Below are 22,176 nucleotides of genomic sequence, written 5' to 3' on the forward strand. Positions count from 1 at the left end.
GCCGCCTCAAGGACTGGCGCAGGATCGCAACCCGCTACGACAGATGTCCCAAGGTCTACCTCTCGGCCATCGCACTCGCCGCAACTGTCATCTTCTGGCTCTGAAACTCAATGAGTCCTGAACCTAGAGAGATTGACCTGAACCAAAGCCCAGTCTTGCTTGCGCTCAGAAAATGTCCAAACCTCTTTTACTTCTTCATAGCAATTTATCGCACGATCAAGCAATTCACTATTTGCTTCCGCCGAGGCCAGAGACGACAGAGTATTCCCGATGTTGGTCATTGTCATAGCCCATTCCTCGGGGTCTCGCGCACGGGTGCGAACCAGAAGGGCTTCCTCGTAAGCATCAAGTGCTTCGTGCCGAAAAAACGGCAACCCGGTTATCGAAGCGAGCGTATTCTTGCAGGCACCTAGATTATGGCTCGCAAGCGCAAATCGAGCCCCATCGTTCAGCTCTCTCCAAATTTCCTTGGCTTGCTCCAGTGCATCAACGGCTGCCAAGAGCGTTTCTGCGTTGCATTCGCGATAGCCGTACATTTGCAGTGCGCCAGCATAATTATTCAGAGTCGACGCCCTCTCTGCCAAATCTGTATCGGGTGTAACGGTTGAAAGGATTTCACGGTTTATTTCGACGGAGTGTTGCAACGTCGCAAGACCTCCGTCGATACGACCCAAATGTGAAAGATATATAGCGCAGCAGAATTGCGCCGCTCTTCGTTGAGCAACATCCAGAGCGAGATCGGCTGACTCCATTGCCAAAACGACAGCAAGCCTGATGTCGAAAACGTGCCCACGAACCCTGCCTGTTTCAAACCGCCGGTCGGACTCCTCTCGAAGTGCCGCAGAAAGCCCGGGCTTTGGGCATTCAAGGCTCAGGCGATCGACGATGTGTCTTGCCGCATCCTCAGCCCTCATTTCGGCTTGGGCGAGGGCCAGTTGCGAGGTGAGGGTTTCTGCATACTCGGCCTTTTGCTGATCGAGCCGGGCTGTTAGATCACTGAAGTCCGCCTTTTGCCGCATGGCGATAAGGTCAAGCAAGCGGCGCAGTTCGGCACTGTCTTCGGCAGCGTAAGCCGCCTTGGCTGCGGCCCGCAGGCTGTCGAGTTCCGGCGAGAGATTTGAGTTTCGCGCGAGCCGTTCCAATTCGGCCTTCATGCCGAACCAGGCCTCGGCAATAGCATTCAAGCTGGGTTGGAATTGATCGGGCGGCAGGTTCTGGTCGATCAGACGCTGCAGGAAAGTGGCGATCAGCGTGTCGGTGGCGGCCTTTTCGGTGCGCAGTTGCGTGATCTGGTCCACCAGCGCCTGACGGTCGGCGTTGGAGACCGCTAGGGCCTGCAACTGCGCACGGACGTCGGTCACTATCCGGTGGGTGTCTTCGCCCGTCCGCTCGATACGATCAAGGCCACCCAAAGCCGCTTGCCAGAGGGCGGGAGCGAGGGACGTCACATAACCCGGCTCCGCGATCAGGTCTGTATAAGCGCGCAGGGTCAGGCGGTGGAGGAATTGGCGCGGCGCATAGGTGTCGGGGTGGCGCTCGCCTCGGTCGGCATAGGCTTCGGGGAGGCGTTGAGCGGCCTTGGTCAGGAAGAGGTCGGCCATGGCCGTAGGAGAGAGGGCGCGCCCTGCGATTTCGGATGGAGTCAGGGCGCAGAAAGGCAGGACTTCCTCGAAACTGGCCACAGCATGGGCGCGCAAGCGCGCATCGGTCTGGGCGCTGGACCAGGCCTGCCATTCTGTTGCAAGGCTGGCCTTGAGGCGCTTGAGCGTTTGGTCAGCATCAGTGCGGGCCTGATTGCGGAGGCCGGTCCAAAGGGAGCCCCCCCCGGCAAGGCTTTCGATGACCCCGTTTGGGAGTGGCAGTTGGGTGCTTGCCGCAGCGACGCTGGCTGCGATCAGCATATGGGCGAATTTGTCTTGGGTCTCTGGGGTCAACGTTATCTGCTCCGACAATTCGTGCAGGGTGACCCAATGACCCGCGCAAATCAAGCGATTGGCCGCAGCCTTTCCCCTTGCCCCCGCCGTGCCCAGCCTTTAAACGGGTCGGCGGAGACGTGGCCGAGTGGTCGAAGGCACACCCCTGCTAAGGGTGCAGACGGGGAACCGTCTCGAGGGTTCGAATCCCTTCGTCTCCGCCAGTTTTCATCGCCACCGCGCGGATCGGGTCTCGTTGGGGCTTGGCGCAAGACCTTGGCCTGCCAGGGGCAAGGGTCAGGGCGCGCGCGGTTTGGGGATTTTCGGGCTCTGCCTTGGGCAGGGCTCTTAACCCGTGACCTTCTTGACGAATTGCGACTTCAGGCCGATCTGGCCCACGCCGGGGATCTTGCAGTCGATGTCGTGGTCGCCATCCACCAGTCGGATGCCGCGCACCTTGGTGCCGACCTTGAGCGTGGTCGAAGAGCCCTTCAGCTTCAGGTCCTTGATCAGCGTCACCGTGTCGCCATCGGCGAGGAGGTTGCCGACGCTGTCGCGCACCTCGACGCCTGCGGGCGCCCCTGCGGTCCATTCATGGCCGCATTCGGGACAGGTGAGCAGGCCCTCGACCTCGTAGGTGAAGGTCGAGCGGCATTCGGTACAGGGGGGCATTGTGTCGGACATGGGGCGGCTTAGCGCGGTCTGGCGCAGGCGGCAAGGGAAACCCGCGCGGCGGGAGGCGGCGCCTTGATCCGTTTGCCGGTCGCAGCCGTATATCTACGGAGGTCCGCATCGCGAGGGGGAAGCTGTTGCACGTCTTGCTTGGGCGGAGATCGAGGGGGAAGCTGCGCCCTGCCCTATGCCCCGGGCTTGGGTCTTGAGCGCGCTGCATTTCCCGAGGGTGAGCCTTTATGCCGGGCTTCTCGCCGCTTCGGGCATTCCCTTGTATATCCATCTGCCGCAATTCGCCTCGGTCGAGCTGGGGCTTGGCCTTGGGACCATCGGGGCGCTGCTTTTGCTGGTGCGGATCGTGGACCTGGTGCAGGACCCGGTGCTGGGCTGGGCCATCGACCGCTGGCCGGGGGCGCAGGGGGCCTTCGGGCTTTTGGCGGCTTTGGGGCTGGCGGTGGGCTTCCCCTGGCTCTTCTCGCTGGGGCCGGGGCCCTGGGTCGCCTGGCAATTGACCGGGGCGCTGATGCTGGTTTTCCTCGCCTATAGCCTGGGGACGATCCTGCTTTATGGCCGCAGCGCGACCCTGGCGGAGAGCCCGGGCGATGAGGGGCTTCTGACCGTTGCGGCCTGGCGCGAGGGGGGGAGCCTGGCGGGGGTGATCCTCGCGGCCATCCTGCCTTCGGTGCTAATGGGCTACGGGGTCTTCGGCCTGGTGCTGGGGGGGCTGGCGCTTTTCACGGGCCTCGCCTGTCGGCCTTTGTGGCGGCGGAGGGTCGTGGCGGGCGGGGCCTTGTCGGTCAAGGGCCTCGCGCAGGCCGGGGCGCTGCGGCTTTTGACCCTGGCCCTGGTGAATTCGCTGCCCGTGGCCATCACCTCGACGCTGTTCCTGTTCTTTGTCGAGGACCGCCTGGGGCGGCCCGGGGCGGCGGGGCCCTTGCTGGTTCTGTTCTTCCTCAGCGCCGGGCTTTCGGTGCCTGTCTGGAGCCGGGTCGCGGGCCGGATCGGGGCGCGGGCGACCTTGGCCATATCCATGCCGCTCGCGATCCTGGGCTTTGCGGGGACGGCTTTCCTGCCCGTGGGAGAGATCTGGGGCTTTGCGCTGATCTGCGTGGCGGCGGGGGCGGCGCTTGGGGCGGATACCATGCTTTTGCCTGCGATGTTCTCGATGGCCTTGACGCGGGCGGGGTTGCAGGCCTCGCTCGCCTTCGGGATCTGGGCCTTTGCGGGGAAACTGGGGCTGGCGCTCGCGGCCTTCATGGTCATGCCGGTCCTGGAGTGGCAGGGCTTCACGCCGGGGGGCGTCAACTCGGCCGAGGCGCTGAGCGCCCTGAACATCGCCTATGCCGTGGTGCCCTGCGGGTTGAAGCTGATCGCCTGGGCGGCGGTCCTGATGTTGCCCAAGCCTAGCCCAGCGCCCGCCCGATGAGCCGCGCCAGATGAGCCTCCTTGACCCTCAGGTCATCCAGGCTGCGGGCCGAGGATTTCACCCCCATCAGCGCCGCCACGATGGTCTGCGCCAGCTCCTCCGCCGAGCCAAGGCCCGCAGGCACGCCACGCGCGACCAGCCAGTCGGTCAGGACCCGGCCCGTGCGGGCGCTGGCCTCGGCCACCAGCCCGGGCGAGGCCTGGAAGCCCGCATCCATCAGCTCGGCGCCATGGGGGGTGGAGAGGACAAGCTCCATCAACTGGCCATCCTTGGCGACGAAGGCGGCGTAAAGCGCCTGTTCGGCGGTCTGGCCGGGGCGGTGGAGCGCCTCGGTCATATCGGTCAGGGCCTGGTCCAGGTAGCGCTCGGTCAGGCTGCGGAAGATGTCGTCCTTGTTGCGGAAATGCAGGTAAAGCGCCGAGCGCGACATGGCGGCGGCGCGGGCGATATCCTCCATCGTCGTGCGGCGATAGCCATAGGCCGCGAAAGCCCCGATGGCCGCGTCCAGAATGGCATCTTGCCGGGCGGGAGGGCCCTCTGCGTCAAGCGCGCTTTGCATGGCGCCCTTCTGCCAAAGCCTGTCCGCTTTGTCAATTGACATGCTGACGTTTTGAATCCATTTTGTCATGACGTCAGACAGGAGACAGCCATGATCGCACTTACCGTCAACGGAAGCCCCCAGGAGGTCGACCTGCCCGGCGACATGCCGCTGCTTTGGGCCCTGCGCGAGGGGTTGAACCTGACGGGCACCAAGTTCGGCTGCGGGATTGCGTCCTGCGGGGCCTGCACGGTGCTGGTGGACGGCGTGGCGGAGAAATCCTGCCAGGTGGCGCTGTCGGATGCGGCGGGCAAGAGCATCACGACGATCGAGGGGCTGGGGGCGCCCGGCGCGCTGCATGCGCTCCAGGCGGCCTGGGTCAAGGCCCAGGTGGCGCAATGCGGTTACTGCCAGTCGGGCCAGATCATGCGGGCGGCGGGGCTTTTGGCCGAGACGCCGGACCCTTCCGATGCCGAGATCGACGCGGCGATGGAAAGCAACCTCTGCCGCTGTGGCACCTATCCGCGCATCCGCGCCGCGATCAAGGATGCGGCCCAACAGATGAAAGGCCTCTGACATGGCAAGCTTGCGCAAGATCGCCCGTCGGTCCTTTCTCTTTGGCAGCCTGGCCTTGGCGGGCGGGGTGGCCTTTGGCTGGTGGAAATACAAGACGCCCTATCCGAACCCCCTGCGCCCCGAGACCGGGGCCACGCTGAACGCCTATGTGATGATCGACGAGGGCGGCGTGACGCTGGTGGCGCCCCGGGCCGAGATGGGACAGGGCATCCATACGACCCTGGCGGCGCTGGTGGCGGAGGAGATGGACCTGGAGCTTGCGGCGGTGAAGGTCATCCACGGCCCCGCCTCGGCCGCCTATTTCAACGCGGGCGCGCTGGAGGAAGGCGCGCCCTTCCTGCCCATCGACGAAAGCTGGCTGGCGAGCACGGTGCGCGATGCCATGCATGTGCCGGGCAAGTTCCTGGGGTTGCAGATCACCGGGGGGTCTTCTTCGGTGATCGACGCTTTCGACAAGATGCGGCTGGCGGGGGCTGCGGCGCGGGCGGCGCTGGTGCAGGCGGCCTCGGGGCGGCTTGGGGTCGCGGCGGCGGAGTTGAAGACCGAAAGCGGCGCGGTGATCGCGCCCGATGGCACAAGGCTGACCTATGCCGACCTGGCGGTGGAGGCTGCGGGCCTGGCGCTGGATCAGGCGCCCCTGCCGAAGCCGCGCGAGGCCTGGCGCATCCTCGGCAAGTCGCAGCCAAGGGTGGATATGGTGGCCAAGGTCACCGGCACCGCGCAGTTTACCGCCGATTTGCGCCTGCCCGGCATGGTCTTTGCCACGGCGCGGACCAATCCGGGGCTTGGGGCGGGGGTGAAGTCCTTTGACGACAAGGCGGCGCTGGCCGTGCCGGGGGTCAGCCACGTCGTGCCGATCCCGGGGGGGCTGGCGGTGGTGGCAAGCTCGACCTGGGCGGCGTTCAAGGGGGCGGAGGCGCTGGTGGTGGACTGGGAGCCCGCGCCCTATCCTGACTCGGCGGGCGTGACAGAGGCCCTGAAGGCGGCCTTCGACGGCGAGGCAGACAGCCGCAACCGCGACGAGGGCGATGTCGAGGCCGCGCTGACGGGCGAGCTTTTCGAGGCCGAGTACTCCGCCCCCTATCTCGCCCATGCGACGATGGAGCCGATGACGGCGGCGGCGCTGGTGAAGGACGGCGCGCTGACGGTCTGGTCGGGCAACCAGTTGCCGACGCAGATCCTGGCTGTGGGCGCCCAGATCACCGGCCTGCCCCAGGAGGCGATCGAGGTCGAGACCCTTCTGATGGGCGGCGGCTTTGGCCGGCGCGCGGAAATGGACATCGTGACCCAGGTCGTGACACTGGCCAAGGCGCTGGAGGGCAGGCCGGTGCTGCTGACCTGGACGCGGGAGGAGGACATGACGCATGACATGTATCGCCCGGCGGCGCTGGGGCGGGTTCGGGCCAAGCTGGAGGCAGGCAGGGTCCTGGCCTTTGACGCGGGCACGGTGTCCTCTTCGGTCGTGGCGGGCTTTGCGGGGCGGATGGGTTATTCCGTCCCGGGGCCTGATGCGACCATCGTGCAGGGCCTGGCGGATCAGCCTTACGTCTTTGCGAACCACCGCGTGACGGGGTATCGCGCGCCCGACATGCTGCCGGTGGGCAATTGGCGGTCGGTCGGCAATTCGCAGAATGTCTTCTTTGGCGAGACGGCGATGGACGAGCTTGCGGCGCTCGCCGGCTCTGATCCGCTTTCCTTCCGGCTGGATCACCTGGACCACGCGCCCTCGCGCCTTGTGCTGGAGACGGTGGCGGAGATGGCCGATTGGGGCGCTCCGCGTCCGGGGCGGGCCTTGGGGGTGGGGTTCTGCATCGCCTTTGGTGTGCCCTCGGCACAGGTGATCGAGGTGGAAATGGTCGAGGGCCGGGTGAGGATGACCGGGGCCTGGGCTGCGGTCGATGTGGGCCTGGCGCTGGACCCCTCGATCCTGGAGGCCCAGGTGACCGGCGCCATGATCTATGGGCTTTCGGCGGCGATCAGGGGCGAGATCACGGTCAAGGGCGGCGCGGTCGAGCAAGCGACCTTCTGGGATTATGAGCCCCTGCGGATGCCGCAGATCCCGCCGATGCAGGTCCGCGTCCTGGAGACCATGCCGCGCATCCGGGGCATCGGCGAGCCGGGCACTCCGCCCGCCGCCCCCGCGCTGGGCAATGCGATCTTCGCCCTGACGGGTCAGCGCCTGCGCGAGATGCCCTTCGGCCGCACCTTCGACTTCGCCTGAGCGCCCCGGGCGACCTATTCGAAAGCGCAGCCCTTCTTGATGCCCATGGCGCGGAACACCATGGCGGCGGGGCAGAAGCCGGTGAAGGAGGATTGGATCAGGTTCGCCCCGATGAAGACGGTGAACCAGAGGAAGTGGGGCGAGACGAAGGCGGTCAAGAGGACGCTTGCCAGCACCATCACGCCGGCGAAGAGAAGAACGGAACGGTCGAGGGTCATGGGGAACTCCGGGACTGGGGTGCTCCGGGCTTGAGCCCTGGAGCCTCTGGGGGTGAGGGAGAGGCCCCAGGGCTCAGGCCCGGGGCAGCGGGGTGTCAGGTCTTGGTGGTCTCTTTCAGCTTGTCGATGCCCAGGACCTTCAGCGCGAGGCTTTCGTAGAAGGGTTCGGACTTGCCCTGGCGCAGCTTGCGCAGGAAGTATTTCTCGAAGCCCACCTTGGCGAGGTGGACCCATTTGCCGGAGGCCGACCAGTTGACGTTGCGCGGCGGGATCTGCGGTTGGGCCACGAAGGCGATGCCCCCGTCTCCGAAGTCGGCAAGGCAGATGGCGTTCCAGGTGCCTTGCTCGTCGGCCTGACCTCCCCGCACCAGGTTGCCGATGTTATGGGCGGTGGCGGTGACCATGCTTTCGATCATGAAGCCGGTCTTCGGCACGCCGCAGGGCACGGGGGTCGGCGCCATGGGCGGGATGGCGACGCAGACGCCGACCGCGAAGATGTTCTTGAACCTGGGGTTCTGCTGGTGCTTGTCCACGATGGTAAAGCCGCGCGGATTGCTCAGGCCCTCGATGCCGGACACCGGCTTGATGCCGCGGAAGGCGGGCAGCATCATGGAATAGGCAAAGGGCAGGACCTTTTCGGGCTTGGCCAGGCCGTCCTCGCCGACCTCCTCGACCGTCATCTGGCCCGCTTCGACCTTCTTCACCCTTGTCGAGGTCATCCACTTGATGTGCTTGGCGCGCATCTCGGATTCGAGGAGCCCCTTGGTGTCGCCCACGCCATCGAGGCCAAGATGGCCAACATAGGGTTCCGGCGTCACGAAGGTCATCGGCACCTTGTCGCGGATGCGCGCTTTGCGCAGCGCGGTCTCCAGGATGAAGAGGAACTCATAGGCCGGACCGAAGCAGGAAGCGCCCTGGGCCGCGCCGATGATCACCGGGCCGGGGTTCTTCAGAAGCTCCTGGAAGACCTTCTCGGCGCTTTCGGCATGGTCGATGTGGCAAATGGATTGGGTGTGACCTTGCGGCCCGAAGCCCGGAATCTCGTCGAAGGCCAGTTCGGGACCGGTGGCGATGACCAGGTAGTCATAGCTGACCGACTGGCCGTCGACGAGGGCGATGCGGTTCTCCTCGGGGTGCAGTTTCTCGGCCGCCACCGGGATGAAGTTGATGCCCTTCCTGGCCATGGTGGGCGCAAGGTCCACCGTGATCTCTTCGCGCTTGCGCCAGCCCACCGCGATCCAGGGGTTCGAGGGCACGAAGTGATAGGTCGGGTCCTTGGTGACGACGGTCACCCGGTCTTCCTTGCGCAATTGGTCCTTGAGCTCATAGGCCATGATGGCTCCTCCGAGCCCGGCCCCCAGGACGACGACATGTGCCATTTTTCTCTCCCGTGTTGATGTGAAGCGCGCGGCCCTCCTCCGGCCGTCGCGTCAGGCGTCTTACGGCGTGGTCCCGCCAGAGGCGGTGGCCATGCTCAGTCGGATGAAGTTCTGGGCCCGCGTGCGGTTGGCTTCGGCCAGGGCGCCCCTTGCGTCGAGAAGCGTGCGCTCGGCCTCGAGCACGCCGAGGAAGTCGCCCTCTCCGGCGGTGAAGCTGGCGCGGGCGAGGTCCAGGGTCTGGGTCGAGATGTCGATCAGCTTTTGCTGGGCGGCCATGTTGCGCCCGTCGCGGGAATAGGCGGCCAGCGCGGTCTGGATCTCTTCCACCGCGCCCAGGACGGTTTGTTGCCAGGCCAGGTGGGCCTGGACGGCGCGGGACTGGGCGGCGGTCAGGTTGGCTTGCAAGCGGCCGCCCGAGAAGATCGGCAGGCTGATCTCGGGCCCGAAGGACCAGGTGGTGGTCGAGGCCCCGCCCCGGACGCTGGCCCCGGTGATCGCGCCGCCCAGGGACAGCGAGGGGTAGAGGTCGGCCCGCGCCACGCCGATGGCGGCAGCGGCGGCGGCGTAATTGCGCTCGGCCACGATGACGTCGGGGCGGTGGCGCAGGACCTCGGCCGGGACGCCGACCGAGGCGCGGAAATGGGGCACCGGCTGGCCGCCTCGGGCGAGCATCGGCGCCAGGGTCGCGGTCGTCTGCCCGGTCAGCGTCGCCAGGTGGTTCAGCGCGGCGGCCTCGCCCACTTCCAGCGCGGGAAGCTGCGCCTCGGCCAGGGCGACCAGTTGATCGGCGCGCAGGGTGTCCAGCGTCGAGGCCGCGCCGAGGCTCTGGCTGTTGTGGATCAGGCTGGCGGTCTCGGCCCGGCTGGCGCGGCTTTGGCGCGTCAGGGCGATGCGGGTCTGGTAATAGCGCAGATCGGCATAGGCCGTGGCGATGGCCCCCGCCATGGCGACGCGGGCGAGATCGGCGCTGGCCCAGGCCGCATCGCGCGTGGCCCCCGCCGCCGCGCGGGAGGACCGGTTGCGGCCGAAGAGATCGACCAGCCAGCCCGCCTGCGCGGTGACCGAGCCCGCCGTCACTGGCCCCGGGTCACTCCGCCCGCCGGAAGCGCTGAGGGACAGCTGCGGGAAGGCGCCAGACCCTGCGGCGGTTGCATTGGCCTCGGCCTCGGTGATGCGCTCGACCGCCAGCTTGACCGAGAGGTTCTGCGCCAGGCCGAGCGCGATGAGCCGGGTCAGGGTCGGGTCGCGGAAGCTCTCCCACCAGGCCGCCTGGGCCGGGGCGGGCGCCGGGGCCTCGTCGAAGGCCGCGGGAGTTGCCGGTGCGGGCAGGCTCGCCTGGGGCGCCGGGGCGCAGGAGGCGAGAAGCGCGATGAGCGCCAGGGAGGCGGTCGGTTTCATGTCTTGAACACGCGGTAGATGGCGGGGATGACGAGGACGGTGAGGAGGGTGGAGGTCAGGAGGCCGAAGAGGAGCGAGATGGCCAGGCCCTGGAAGATCGGGTCGGTCAGGATCACCACGGCGCCGATCATGGCGGCGACGGCGGTCAGGAGGATGGGCTTGAAGCGGATGGCTCCGGCTTCGACCAGGGTGTCGATGGTGACCTCTCCGCTGTTGCGGATGAAGTCCACGAGCAGGATCGAGTTGCGCACGATGATCCCCGCCAGCGCGATGAAGCCGATCATCGAGGTCGCCGAGAAGGGCGCGCCGAAGAGCCAGTGCCCGGCCATGATGCCAAGGAAGGTCAAGGGGATGGGCGTCAGGATCACCAAGGGCAGGCGGAAGGAGCCGAACTGGGCGACGACCAGGATATAGATCCCCAGAAGTGCCACGCCGAAGGCCGCACCCATGTCGCGGAAGGTGACGAAGGTGACCTCCCATTCGCCGTCCCAGAGGAGGGTGACGCGGCTCTCGTCCTCGGGCTGGCCGTGGAAGGCGATGGTGGGGGCGCCGTCTGGCCAGTCCTGCCTGGCGATTTCGTCCGCCACGGCCAGCATGCCGTAGAGCGGCGCCTCGTAGTCCCCCGCGAGTTCTGCCGAGACCATCTCGGCATCGCGGCCATTGTGGCGGAAGATGGGGAAGGAGGCGGGCTCTTCGGAGACGGTGACCACATCGCCGAGTTCCACCACGCCGCGCGCACCGGGAAGGGCATTGGCGGGGATGGGGGTGGTCAGAAAAGCCTCGTCCATGACGCGGTCGGACTTCGGCCGCGCGATTTGCAGGGGGATGGGCAGGCGCCCCTCGCCCCGGGCCGAGTAGCCGACGGTCTGGCTGCCGTTCAAGAGCGCCATCGTGTCGAAGACATCGGCCTCCTGGACGCCAAAGAAGTCGAGGTTGTCGTTCGAGATCGTGGCCCGCAGGCGGCGGGCCTGGGTGCCGTAGGAATTGTCCACATCGACCACGAAGGGCACGGCGCGGAAGGCCGCTTCGATCTGGGCGGCGGCGGCGCGGCGGGTCTCGGCGTCGGGGCCATAGACCTCGGCCAGGAGGGTCGAGATCACCGGGGGCCCGGGCGGGGGTTCGACGACCTTCAGGCTTGTGCCCTCGGGGACCGGGAGGCTGGCCAACTGCGCCCGCAGGTCCAGCGCGATGTCATGGCTGGCGCGGGAGCGGTCGCCCTTGGGCGTCAGGTTGATCGCCACCTCGCCGAGCTGCGGCTCCTGGCGGAGGTAATAGTGGCGCACCAACCCGTTGAAGTTGAAGGGCGCAGCCGTGCCCGCATGGGTCTGGACCGAGGTGACCTCGGGCATTGTCATGACCACCTCGGCCACGTCCTGGGCCACGCGGTCGGTGGCCTCGACCGAGGCGCCCTCGGGCAGGTCGATCATCACCGAGAGTTCGGACTTGTTGTCGAAGGGCAGAAGCTTGACCGTCACATCCTTGGTGTAAAGCGCGGCCAGCGACCCGAAGGAGAGGACCGCCGTGCCAAGGAGGAAGCCCAGGGACCGCGCCTTCGACTTCAGGAGCGGACGGGCCACGCGGTTGTAGGCGCGCTCCATCCAGCCGCCGTGATGGCCGCCATAGGTGTCGTCGTGACCATGGGCCGCCATGTCGGCGCGGCCCGCGATCTTGACCATCAGCCAGGGCGTGATGATGACTGCGACGAAGAAGGAGAAGATCATCGCCGCCGAGGCATTGGCCGGGATGGGCGACATGTAGGGGCCCATCAGGCCGGAAACGAAGAGCATGGGCAGAAGGGCGGCCACGACCGTCAGGGTCGCCACGATGGTCGGGTTGCCGACCTCGGCCACGGCGTCGATGGCGGCTTGCGTGCGCCCCCGCCCGTCCTTCATCCCCCAGTGGCGGGCGATGTTCTCGATGACGACGATGGCGTCGTCGACCAGGATGCCGATGGAAAAGATCAGGGCAAAGAGCGAGACGCGGTTCAGCGTGTAGCCCATGATCCAGCTTGCAAAGAGCGTCAGGAGGATCGTCACCGGGATGACGATGGCCACCACGACGGCCTCGCGCCAGCCGATGGCCAGCCAGACCAGAAGGATGATCGAGACGGTGGCCAGGCCAAGGTGGAACAGCAGTTCGTTGGCCTTTTCATTGGCCGTCTCGCCATAGTCGCGGGTCACGGTGACGGTGACCGACGAGGGGATCTGGTGGCCCTTCAGCTCTTCGACCCGGGCCAGGACCTCTTCTGCCACCACCACCGCATTGGCGCCCGCCCTTTTGGCCACGGCCAGGGTGACGGCGGGGCTGCGGCCCTCGCGGGTGATGGTGGCGACGATATGCTCCGACGTATCGGCGACATAGGCCACCCGCGCCACGTCCGAGACATAGACCGGCCGCCCGTCGCGGGTGGTCAGGAGAAGCTTCGCCACCTCGGAGGGCGCGGTCAGGGTCTCGCCCGCGACCAGGTCCACCTGCTCGCCTCGGTCGCGCAGCTTGCCGGTGTTCAGCGTGCGGTTCGCCTGGCCGACCTTCTGCGCCAGTTGTTGCAGCGTCACGCCATGAAGCGCCAGCCGCTCGGGGTCGGGCTCGATGCGGATGGCATCCTGGGCATCGCCCACCAGGTAGGTCAGGCCCACGTCCTCGGCCTTGGCGACCTGGGTCTGGACCATGCGGGCGATGCGGGTCAGGTCGCCCGCCGAGACGCCCTCGCCCGAGAGCGTCAGGGACAGGATCGCCACGTCGTCGATGCCGCGCCCGACGATCAGGGGTTCCGGGATGCCCACCGGGATGCGGTCCATGTTGGCGCGGACCTTGTCATGGACGCGCAGCATGGCGTCGTCGGAATTGGTGCCGACGGCAAAGCGCGCGGTGACCATGGCGGCATCGTCGCGGGTCGAGGAATAGACATGCTCGACCCCGTTGATCGCCTTGACGATGACCTCCATCGGCTCGGTCACCAGCTTGACGCCGTCCTGGGCGGCCAGGCCCTGGGACTGGATGAAGATGTCCACCAGGGGGACGGAGATCTGCGGCTCTTCCTCGCGCGGGAGCGAGACCAGGGCCAGGAGACCTGCGGCCAGGGCCGCCAGGATGAACAGCGGGGTGAGCGCGGATTTGATGAAGCCTGCCGTCAGGCGGCCCGCGATGCCGAGGGAGGTGTCGGGGGTCATTTCGGGGGACTTGTCGGGGGTCTTTTCGGGGGTCTTTTCGGGGGCGTCAGTCATGGGAGGCCTCCACCAGCACATCGCCGGGCTCGAGGCCCGAGAGGATCTCGACCATGGGGGCGCCTTGGATCACCAGGTTCTCTCCGGGGACGACCGCCCGGGCCAGGGGACCCGAGGCGCCCTGCACGGTCACGAAGTCCAGCCCCGCCCGGGTCTGGATCGCCGCCGCTGGCACCACCAGCGCCTGACGCTGGCCCATGGGCAGGCGCACCAGGACGCGGGCATCGACGAAGGCATCCGACAGGCCCTGAAGCTCGACATCGGCCTGGACGCGGCCGGCCTGGATCAGCGGGTAGATGCGCGAGAGAGTGCCGGTCTGGGTGCCCGTCGCGGTCTCGATCTCGATCGGGTCGCCCTGGTGCAGGGCGCCCGCGTGACGCTCGGGGACTTGCAGCCGCAGGAAGGTGCCGCCGCCCGCGATCATGGCCACCGCCTCGCCCGGCATGACCACCGCGCCTTTCGAGACCGGCACATCCAGCACCCGGCCCGAGGCCGGGGCCAGGAGAGTGCCATCCTTGATCTGCTGGGCCACGACCTCGGCCTGGGCGGTCAGGGCCGCAAGCTGGCCCTCCAGGACCTGAACCCGGGTGCGCAGTGCGTCCAGACCCTGGGCCGTGGCAACGCCTTGTTTCAGAAGACTTTCGCCCCGGGCGAGCTCGGCCTTGGCATTGGAAAGCTGCGCCCGGATCGCGCCCTGCTGCGCGTCCAGGGCGGTCATCTGGAAGGCAAGCTTGTCATCGACGATCCGCCCGATGACCTGCCCCGAGGTCACGAGATCGCCCTCGACCACGCCAAGTTCAACCAGGGTCCCCCCTAGCCGCGCCCGCGCCGGAAGCCGGTCGCGCGGCTCGACCTGGCCATAGACCGCCTTCCATTCGGTGACCGAGACCGGCTGAAGGGCCTCGGCCTGGCCAGGCAGTCCGGGCAGACCCCAAAGGGTCAGGCAGAGACCAAGGGTCAGAAGGGGGCGGGGGAATGTCTGGGTCATGGCGGGAGTCCTTCGCTTCTGCCGTCACATCTATACACATATATGAATGTGTCAATGCAGTGATGCGGAATTTTCTCGGGGCGCGGGAAAGACCTGGCCTTGGGGCGCGGGGAGAGAGGCCCATGGCTCGGGGCATCGCCCCCGCTGGAAGGGCCGCTTGGGGATCAAGGACGCCTGGCGCGCCTGTCATGTTGAACAGCGCGCGTGCCACCGGCCCCAGGGTCACAATGTGCGAAGAGATGAAGACCGCTCCGGCCAGGATCGCGGCGCAAAGCCTGGCCTTGGCGCCACAAGCGCTTGGGACTGCGGGAAAGGCACGACCGCGACGATCCGCGCGGCCAGGAGGTCGGTCGCAGCCAGGCCCTCAGGTCTGGGGCGGACAGATGCGGGTGAGGGTCGGCATCAAGCGCCGCCCGAGGCGAGAGAGGTCAGGCTCTGTCGGTGTCGGGCCCCGTGAAGCTGCCACCACCGGCGCATGCCCCCATGGCTTGCCGGGTCAGGCCCGGATGTCTTCCATGGGCATCAGCGCCCCGGCATGGCGCACCACCCGCGCGGCCAGGTCATGGCCTGCGCGGATCGCGGCCTCGGCGCCCTGCCCCGCCAGCCGCGCCGCAAGATACCCCGCGTTGAAACTGTCGCCCGCCCCGGTCGTGTCCAGCGGCGTCACCCTTGGCAGGTCCAGGGCCAGGCTCTCGGCGCCGACCCGGGCCAGGATCTGCCCGCCGCCGTTCTTCACGAGGACCTCCGAGGCGCCAAGACCAAGGTAGCGGTCCAGCGTGACCTTGGGTGTGGCATCGCCGAACAGCGTCGCCTCGTCGTCGAAGCTGGGCAGGACGATATCGGCAATCGAGGCAGCCCGGGTCATGACCTCGCGGGCGGTCTGCGGGTCCTCCCAGAGTTTCAGGCGCAGGTTGGGATCGAAGACCACCTGCCCCGGCGCCGCCTGCAACAGACCCAGAAGCCGGTCGCGGCCCTCGGGCGGGAGGATGGCCAGGGTGATGCCCGAAAGGTGGATCGCATCGGCCCCCGCCAGGCCCGAGGCCAGGGTCGCGGCATCATCGGCCAGGGTCCGGGCGGCGGACTGGCTGCGCCAGTACGAGAAGCTGCGCTCGCCCTGGTGCAGGTGGATGGCGTAAAGCCCGATGGAGCGGCTGGGGTGGCGCGTGACGAGGGGCCTGATGCCCGCAGCCTGCATGAGGTCGAGGACGCGGTCCGAAAAGCCGTCGAGGCCAAGGGCGGTCTGGTAGCCCACCTCCCAGTCCGGCCCGAGCAGCGCCCTTGCATACCAGGCGGTGTTGAACGTGTCGCCCGCGACGTTCATCTGCCACAGATCACCCTGGGGCGAGAGCTCCATCATGCATTCGCCGATGGCCACGAAACGTTTCATCGGGGGCTCCCTTGCCGCTGCCGGGCCCGGACCCGCGCCTTGTTGGCGCAGGTTATGGGTCAGGCCAAGGGGCGGGGTCAAGAGTGGGGCGGCGCGGGATTGCCCAAGAGGGCCAGGATGGCCGCCCGGGCCGATGCGGGGTCGCGCTGCATCCAGGCCTGGAACTGGGCGCTCTGGAACAGGTCGAAAAGGGCGCTGTCCCCGGAATCGCGCGCCGCCCCCACCGGGGCCGTCGGGGCGGCGGCGGAAGCAGGGATCGGAACGGGGGACACAGTCGCCAGGGGGCGCGCCTGTTCGACCTGGACCCCTGCGAAAGCGTCGCGGATCACCTCCGCGATCCCGTCGTCGCGGTCAAGGCCCAGGGCCTTGCGCAGGGTGGCCTGCCACTCCGCGGACCCCATGAGCCGGATGGCCCGCAGCGGGCCGATGGAGGCCAGGGTCTCTTCCGACCCCGGAAGGGGCTGGGAATAGATCAGCCGCAGCATGTCATAGGGGTTGTCCGGCCCGACCATCAGCTTGCCGACGAGATCGGTGAGGTAATCCGCCATGATCTGGCGGGCCTCTTCGGGGCCCGAGACCGCGCGCCCCAGGTCGTCGGAGAAGAAGGGCATCAAGGTCGCAAAGGCCGCATGGACCATTGGCGCCATGTCGACCACGGCGCTGCCCCGGGCGATCTCGGTGCCAAGCGAAAGCCGCCGCCCGATGGCATTGACCAGGTCCCTGACGACCTCTTCGAACTCGCCCGGTCCCAGGCGCTCGCCCGTGGGACGAATGTCGCGCTCGGCCAGGGCTTCCAGCGAACGGGTGATGCGAGCCTCGTTTCGCGGTTCCAGGGCCGTCAGGTGGCCCAGGGTCGCGACCACGGTGACAAGGCGCGACCCTTCGCGACGCAGGTCGGTCGCCGGGTTCCGCGCCAGGTCCACGAGGCTGCCCAGCAGGTTCACCAGGCAATCGAGACCATCGTTCACCGTCATGGCCTCGACAAGATCCCGGGTCGATTTCAGCGCCCCAAGCAGGCCGATGCCGTTCAGGATGGAGCGCAGCTGCAGCAATTCCAAGGACTTGGAGCTGATTTGCAACAGTTCCACACCGCCGTTGAACAGGGCCGAGGCCACCGTGCTGTCGAAACCGATCGTCTGGCGCAACAGCCCCGTGACGGCATAGCCCAAGGCGCGCAGGACATGGGAGTCACTGTCGCGCCCCGCCACCGAGACCATGTGGAACCCGCTCAACCGGCTGGCCCAGACCCCGGGATCGAAGGACTGGCCCTGCTCCCTGTCGGTGACGATGCCGAAGAGACCCGCCACCGCCTGGATCGCCTCGGGGGAGTCCGTCGACAGCGGGTCGGCCAGAAGGATGGAGACTTGCACCAGGTCGCGGCTCAGTCGCCTCCAGACCTCGTGGTTCAGGGACTGGGGGGGATTCCTCTGGACGATGCGGCCGATCCCCGCCGCCACATTGTTGGCGCTGGCCTTCAGCAGGCGGTCGAAGCTGGAGCCCGGAGCGGCCAGGCTGTCCCTGGGCATGGAAGCAATCATGCGCAGGACTTCGTGATTGTAGATCACCACCCAGGGTTCGTATTCGACGGCCCGCGACATGCCTGCGATCGAGGAAAAAGCCAGGCTTGCAAGGCTGGACAGGGTCGCAATCTCCCCGGGGCCGAGGGTCGAGAAGGACCTGCCTTCCAGTTCCGCGACAAGTCCCGCGCCAAGAACGCGGCGCAGGGCCGGGACGAGCTGGATCACCACGCCGTCCAGACCCGGGTCGCGGGCCATGGGGATCAGGACGGCAACTGCGGCATCCACCACCTGCTCGCGCGAGGTCGAACTGCCCACCTCGCCGTGCTGGTGCATCATCGGGCCGAAATGGCGCGTCATGATGGCGGCAAGGCGCCCGAGGTCCTTGGAATGGGTTCGCAGAACGCGGGACAGGACGGCAATCCCGTCGTCGAAGGAATAGGACAGGGGCGACCTGGACAGGCCGAGCTCCTCATCGGAATAGTCCGGCACCTTCGGCGCGGGCGTCCGCCCCATCGGGAACGAGATGGTCGGAGGCGGGCTTTCCTGCCGGGGTAGAGGCCAGAGAGGCGCGGCGGGACCGGGCTGCGCCGGAAGCGGCTGGGTGGCCACGAAGCTCCGGCCGCGGTCCGGTTCGGCCGCAGGTTCGGCGGGCCGGTCCGGGCCGTCGCTTGGCTGCGGGGGTTGCGGGGCGGGCTGGGGTTGCGGGGCGGCCAGAGCCGGTGCGGGCGCATTCCGGATCTTGGCCGGCTCTTCCTCCGTCCAGCGATCCGCTTCGATCTCCTGGTATGTCAGTTCCTCCAGCACGGCCTGGACCGTTGCGTCCAACTGCACATCCGGATTGTTGGGCGGCAGGGGGGCTTTGCCCTGGCCGGAGTTGTAGCGGTTCGGAATGTTGAAATTCGGGGTTACGCCATGAAGCGCAAACCAGAATTCGTTCATCCGGCGCTGGACCGCCCGGTCTCTTTCATCGGCAGCCTCGCCCGCGCTTTCATTCTTGGGCGCACCCACGCTGAGACTGGGGTCCTTCACGTGGTCCAGGGGAATGTTCTTGTTCACGGGCTCGGGGGGAGTGCGTGTTTCGTCCATGTCATTCCACCAGGAAATTGAAGGAAGCGGTGACGATCCGGTCGAAGGCTTTCACCAGGACGGCCGATCTGCCAGGGTCGAACGCATCGGCCGGAAAGGTCAGCGCGTTGGCCCGCGCCAGGGCGGTCGCGAAGGCCTCGGTCTGCATCAAGTATTCCGTCGCGGCGATGACCGTGCGGATCGACGGGGCCTTCAGCGGGTTCATCAATCGCCCGTATTGCGCATCACCCAGCCCGGAGCGCGCCCTGTGGGCCACGAAGGTCAGGTCGTCGCGGAGCTTTCTCAACTGCGCCTCGGTGACGAAACCGGGCCTTGGACTGTTGGCCCGCTCGGGGCGGAACGGGTCGTCTGCGGCTGTGTCCACGATATGGCGCAGCAGGGTCACGACACCATCCACCCGCCCCCCGAAGACCACGGCATTGACCGACGGCAGGCTCATCGCGATCTGGACGATATCCAGATAGCCGAGCGGCGGCAGCAGGATCGGCGCATCAGACACATATTTGCTTTCGAACTGCCGCATCAGGCGATTGGCATGATAGGGCGCGTCCTGATCGCTGGCGAGATCGCCCCGCACCATTTCGATGAAACTCTGGTTCAACCTCTCGCGGCGCAGCAATTCCCAGGTGTTCAGCGCCTCGACCCAGCTTTCCCCGCGCGCGGCATCGTCATTTCGCCCCGAGCCCTTGACCGTGCCCTCGATCCGCTTGGCGATCAGCTTGTCGAAATCGGCCGAAAGCCCGCTGAGGATGCTGTCGCGCCCCCCGGTCGCCCAGGCGCCGAAAGGATCATTCCTGCCCTGTTTGCCCATGATCATCTCGGAATGGGCGGCCTCCATCGAGGAGCCCAGGTCGGGCAGGTCGACCGACAGGGGGTGAAAGACCTTGTAGCGCAACTGGTCGGGCGTATAGGGCAGCACGACCGCCAGATGCGGCAGGTTCAACCCGCGCCGCAGAAGCGTCACGTATTTTTGCGCCACCACCGGGGCACAGCGGTCCACGTCATCGACGATCAGCACCAGCGAGGCCCCGGACTTGCCCCCGGGGCTGCAGGTCCAGACGCACCAGGCCATCCGCTCCAGCGTCTGCGTCCATTTCAGGCTCGGCGGCTTTGGCCGCCTCCGCCCTCCACGCTGACCTCGGAGAGCTTGAACGACATCTTCCCAAGCCCCCCTAGGGCCGAGAGCAGCTCGCGCCACAGGATGCGCCAGGCCGGGACCGTGATCCACCCGCAGGGCCACATGACATGCCGGTCCGACACCAGGTGGCGCACGATCGCAAACTCGGGATCCGCCTCCATCTGGTTGCTCCAGGCGTTGTAGTAAGAGACCACCAGGTTGACCGGCAGGTCCTCCGCCTCGCGCGCCATCTTGACCCGGGGCAGGACGGACAAAAGCTGAAAATACCGCAGGATAAAGGTCTTGCCCGTGCCCCAGCCGGCATTGAGGCTGATGATCTTGCCCTCTTGCGGGGTCCGCTGAAGCTGGCGCGACGTGCCGCGCGATCCGCCGCCGCAGTTCTCGACCAGCCTGCGGATCGTGGCCCATTGGCTGGGCAGGATGCGGTGTTCGTCCTGCGCGCGGGGATCGACGCGGGGCGAGCTCAGGAGGGCGCGCAGGCCCATTCCAAGGCGGGGCAGGTAGAAGAACAGGAAGATCACGGCAGCCGTCAGCGCGACCCGGTCTATATCGGGGCGATTGGCCCAGAGCGCGCCCCCGGGCAACAAGGAGCCGCTCAGCGCCACGAGGATCGCGGCGCCGACCAGGAAACCGGCCCCCGTGATCAGCAGGCTCAGCCCCCCATGGACCCGCCGGAAGGTCCAGGCGATGTAAAGCAGCAAAAGGATGCCCAGGAAGGTCAGGACGTCGAACTCGACCGCCAGCAGCCAGTCTCTCAGGCAGAGGGCGGCCTTTTCCTGTCCGCCGGTTTGCTGGTCGCGCAGGTCCCAAAGGCAGGCCAGCCCCCTCACATGGGGAGCGAACATGCTGTCCTTCACGGGATCGAAGAAGAAAGCGCTCCAGTTGAGAAGGTCTTGCAGCAATTCGAACCTCGCATCGGTCAATTCGGCTGGCAGAAATCGCAAGGCAAAGTCACCCGGCCCGTGGGACGGCGCCAAAGTCAGGCGGCCGGGTTTCGCAAGCAATTATTCGTTAATCATGATTGGCGAAGGAAACAGGCTGCGTCAACAGGCACCTGGGGGGGACTTCGGGGATGGAGCAAGGCAGGCAGGCGCTCGTTCGGTTGGGATCGGTGCAGGGCTGCCAAGGGCTTGAGACGGCGGGGGGCGCCCTGAAGGTGGCGCATTGCAGATCGCCGGACGTTGACCAGCCACGGGCTTCAGCTAGGCTGCGCCAAGGTCGGGCGGGCGCCGGGACCGGTCAGGGGGGATGATGCGTGCCAGTCTTGCGGTCTTGGGCCTTTTGCTTTCCAGCGGCGCGGCGCTGGCGGAGTTCACCGTCTGCAACGACAGCGGCGTGAGCCGCAGCCTGGCCATCGGCTATGGCGACGGCAAGGTCTGGACCTCGGAGGGCTGGTGGATCATCGCGCCCGGCGATTGCAAGGTCGTGATCCCGGGCCCGCTGAAGACCCGCTATATCTATTGGCGCGCCACGGCGGTGGGCGAGGACTTCCCCGACGAGAACTACCGCTTTTGCACCCAGGCCGAGCCCTTCACCATCGAGGGCGCCGAGGATTGCGAGGCGCGGGGGCTGACGACTTCGGGCTTCCGGGTCACCGACACCGGCACGACCGAGACCGACCACACCCTGGTCCTGACCGAGGCCAATTCGGCCGCAAGCGCGGCCCCGGCCGAGAAGCTGGCCGAACCCCTGCCCGATGAGCCCCTGCCCGATGAGCCCCTGCCCGACGACCCCTTGCCCGATGATCCGGCGCCCCCGGGCCTGACCGGCCCCATCCCCGCCTCGGGCCCCGCCTTCACCCCCGGGCAACTGGGCGAGCCCTTCACGCAATCGGCGCTTCTGCAAGGCTGCAGCCCCGACGAAATGGGCCCGGCCTGCCTGCTTTACGCCGAGGGTTGGCGCTACGTCCTGCGGCCGAATGGCGTGACGCCGGCCGAGATCCTCGACACGCTGGCCCTGCTGCCGCTCAACACCCCCGTCCAGATCACCGGCGAGATCGTGAGCCAAGGCGATGTCACGGCCGAGGTCAACCTGTCGCAGATCGAACCCGGGCCGCCCGACGACTGGGCGGGCCTGCGCGCCGCGATCCGGGGCGCCTGGGTCTCGCTGGATGATCCCCAGGCCCATATGATCATCGCGGGCTCCGAGGTGACGGATCGCTATGGCGCCGAGGTCCTGGGCAGCTCGATCCTGACGCTGGATTCGGTCTGCGCCGATGGCGCGCCGACCGATGACGGGGCGCTGAACATCCGCGACCCGGCCTATCCCGACGAACCGGGCACTTGCCTCGGCCTCATGTCGGTGACGGCCGATACCCTGACCCTGATGAACCTGCCGCGCGGCAATATCCTGTCCTATCGGCGCGACTAGGTTCAGGACTCATTGAGTTTCAGAGCCAGAAGATGACAGTTGCGGCGAGTGCGATGGCCGAGAGGTAGACCTTGGGACATCTGTCGTAGCGGGTTGCGATCCTGCGCCAGTCCTTGAGGCGG

16 protein-coding genes, 1 tRNA gene and 2 pseudogenes are annotated in these 22,176 nt (G+C 67.2%); 6 read left to right on the plus strand and 13 right to left on the minus strand.

Annotated features, from left to right (window positions below; genetic code table 11):
* A pseudogene (locus GV832_RS20350) lies at window positions 1–104 on the plus strand (IS5/IS1182 family transposase); the annotation flags it as partial.
* A gap of 3 nt (window positions 105–107) precedes the next feature.
* On the opposite strand, the gene GV832_RS20355 reads toward GV832_RS20350, so the two are convergent.
* A complete protein-coding gene (locus GV832_RS20355) occupies window positions 108–1,952 on the minus strand; it encodes a hypothetical protein (protein WP_227754578.1) in 1,845 nt (614 codons plus the stop codon).
* A gap of 95 nt (window positions 1,953–2,047) precedes the next feature.
* Between GV832_RS20355 and GV832_RS20360 the strand changes: the two genes are divergently transcribed.
* A tRNA-Ser gene (locus GV832_RS20360) sits at window positions 2,048–2,137 on the plus strand.
* A 124-nt stretch (window positions 2,138–2,261) separates the two neighbouring features.
* Here GV832_RS20360 and GV832_RS20365 read toward each other — a convergent pair.
* Window positions 2,262–2,597, minus strand: coding sequence for a zinc ribbon domain-containing protein YjdM (locus GV832_RS20365; protein WP_168776717.1), 336 nt, complete (start codon window positions 2,595–2,597; stop codon window positions 2,262–2,264).
* Window positions 2,598–2,799: 202 nt separating this feature from the next.
* On the opposite strand from GV832_RS20365, the gene GV832_RS20370 reads away from it, so the two are divergent.
* Window positions 2,800–4,011 (plus strand): MFS transporter, encoded by a 1,212-nt coding sequence (locus GV832_RS20370; protein WP_168776730.1) that lies wholly within the window; start codon window positions 2,800–2,802, stop codon window positions 4,009–4,011.
* Here GV832_RS20370 and GV832_RS20375 read toward each other — a convergent pair.
* Window positions 3,989–4,612 carry a TetR/AcrR family transcriptional regulator gene (locus tag GV832_RS20375; protein ID WP_168776718.1) on the minus strand — a complete coding sequence of 208 codons (624 nt, stop codon included), beginning with the start codon at window positions 4,610–4,612 and terminating at the stop codon, window positions 3,989–3,991. The two genes, GV832_RS20370 and GV832_RS20375, sit on opposite strands and share 23 nt — an antisense overlap.
* 48 nt (window positions 4,613–4,660) lie before the next feature.
* Here GV832_RS20375 and GV832_RS20380 point away from each other — a divergent pair, with 48 nt between their 5' ends.
* A complete protein-coding gene (locus tag GV832_RS20380; protein ID WP_168776719.1) occupies window positions 4,661–5,125 on the plus strand; it encodes a (2Fe-2S)-binding protein in 465 nt (154 codons plus the stop codon).
* Window position 5,126: 1 nt separating this feature from the next.
* Window positions 5,127–7,346 (plus strand): xanthine dehydrogenase family protein molybdopterin-binding subunit, encoded by a 2,220-nt coding sequence (locus GV832_RS20385; RefSeq protein ID WP_168776720.1) that lies wholly within the window; start codon window positions 5,127–5,129, stop codon window positions 7,344–7,346.
* Between the two features lie 14 nt (window positions 7,347–7,360).
* On the opposite strand, the gene GV832_RS20390 is transcribed toward GV832_RS20385, so the two are convergent.
* The 9 genes from GV832_RS20390 to GV832_RS20430 form a co-directional block, all read right to left on the minus strand.
* Entirely contained in the window at window positions 7,361–7,564 is a 204-nt protein-coding gene (locus GV832_RS20390; protein ID WP_168776721.1) for a YgaP family membrane protein, read from the minus strand.
* A 95-nt stretch (window positions 7,565–7,659) separates the two neighbouring features.
* On the minus strand, window positions 7,660–8,943 hold the full coding sequence (locus GV832_RS20395) for an NAD(P)/FAD-dependent oxidoreductase (protein ID WP_168776722.1): 1,284 nt from the start codon (window positions 8,941–8,943) through the stop codon (window positions 7,660–7,662).
* A 60-nt stretch (window positions 8,944–9,003) separates the two neighbouring features.
* Window positions 9,004–10,341, minus strand: a complete 1,338-nt coding sequence (locus tag GV832_RS20400; protein WP_168776723.1) for an efflux transporter outer membrane subunit — start codon at window positions 10,339–10,341, stop codon at window positions 9,004–9,006.
* Window positions 10,338–13,511, minus strand: a complete 3,174-nt coding sequence (locus GV832_RS20405) for an efflux RND transporter permease subunit (RefSeq protein ID WP_168776731.1) — start codon at window positions 13,509–13,511, stop codon at window positions 10,338–10,340. Before GV832_RS20405 ends, GV832_RS20400 begins: the two co-directional genes overlap by 4 nt.
* A gap of 46 nt (window positions 13,512–13,557) precedes the next feature.
* Window positions 13,558–14,553, minus strand: a complete 996-nt coding sequence (locus tag GV832_RS20410; protein ID WP_168776724.1) for an efflux RND transporter periplasmic adaptor subunit — start codon at window positions 14,551–14,553, stop codon at window positions 13,558–13,560.
* Between the two features lie 496 nt (window positions 14,554–15,049).
* The gene (locus tag GV832_RS20415; protein WP_168776725.1) at window positions 15,050–15,940 is read right to left on the minus strand and encodes a sugar kinase; all 891 of its coding nucleotides are present in this window, start codon (window positions 15,938–15,940) and stop codon (window positions 15,050–15,052) included.
* A 77-nt stretch (window positions 15,941–16,017) separates the two neighbouring features.
* A complete protein-coding gene (locus tag GV832_RS20420; RefSeq protein WP_227754579.1) occupies window positions 16,018–18,546 on the minus strand; it encodes a hypothetical protein in 2,529 nt (842 codons plus the stop codon).
* 1 nt (window position 18,547) lies between these two features.
* Window positions 18,548–19,618, minus strand: a complete 1,071-nt coding sequence (locus GV832_RS20425; protein ID WP_168776727.1) for a hypothetical protein — start codon at window positions 19,616–19,618, stop codon at window positions 18,548–18,550.
* A gap of 23 nt (window positions 19,619–19,641) precedes the next feature.
* Window positions 19,642–20,607 carry a P-loop NTPase fold protein gene (locus tag GV832_RS20430; protein ID WP_168776728.1) on the minus strand — a complete coding sequence of 322 codons (966 nt, stop codon included), beginning with the start codon at window positions 20,605–20,607 and terminating at the stop codon, window positions 19,642–19,644.
* Window positions 20,608–20,932: 325 nt separating this feature from the next.
* Here GV832_RS20430 and GV832_RS20435 point away from each other — a divergent pair, with 325 nt between their 5' ends.
* Entirely contained in the window at window positions 20,933–22,054 is a 1,122-nt protein-coding gene (locus tag GV832_RS20435) for a DUF1036 domain-containing protein (RefSeq protein WP_168776729.1), read from the plus strand.
* Window positions 22,055–22,073: 19 nt separating this feature from the next.
* On the opposite strand, the pseudogene GV832_RS20440 reads toward GV832_RS20435, so the two are convergent.
* Window positions 22,074–22,176: pseudogene (locus tag GV832_RS20440) on the minus strand (IS5/IS1182 family transposase); the annotation flags it as partial.

This window comes from Stagnihabitans tardus, assembly GCF_009925085.1.
GTDB lineage: Bacteria > Pseudomonadota > Alphaproteobacteria > Rhodobacterales > Rhodobacteraceae > Stagnihabitans > Stagnihabitans tardus.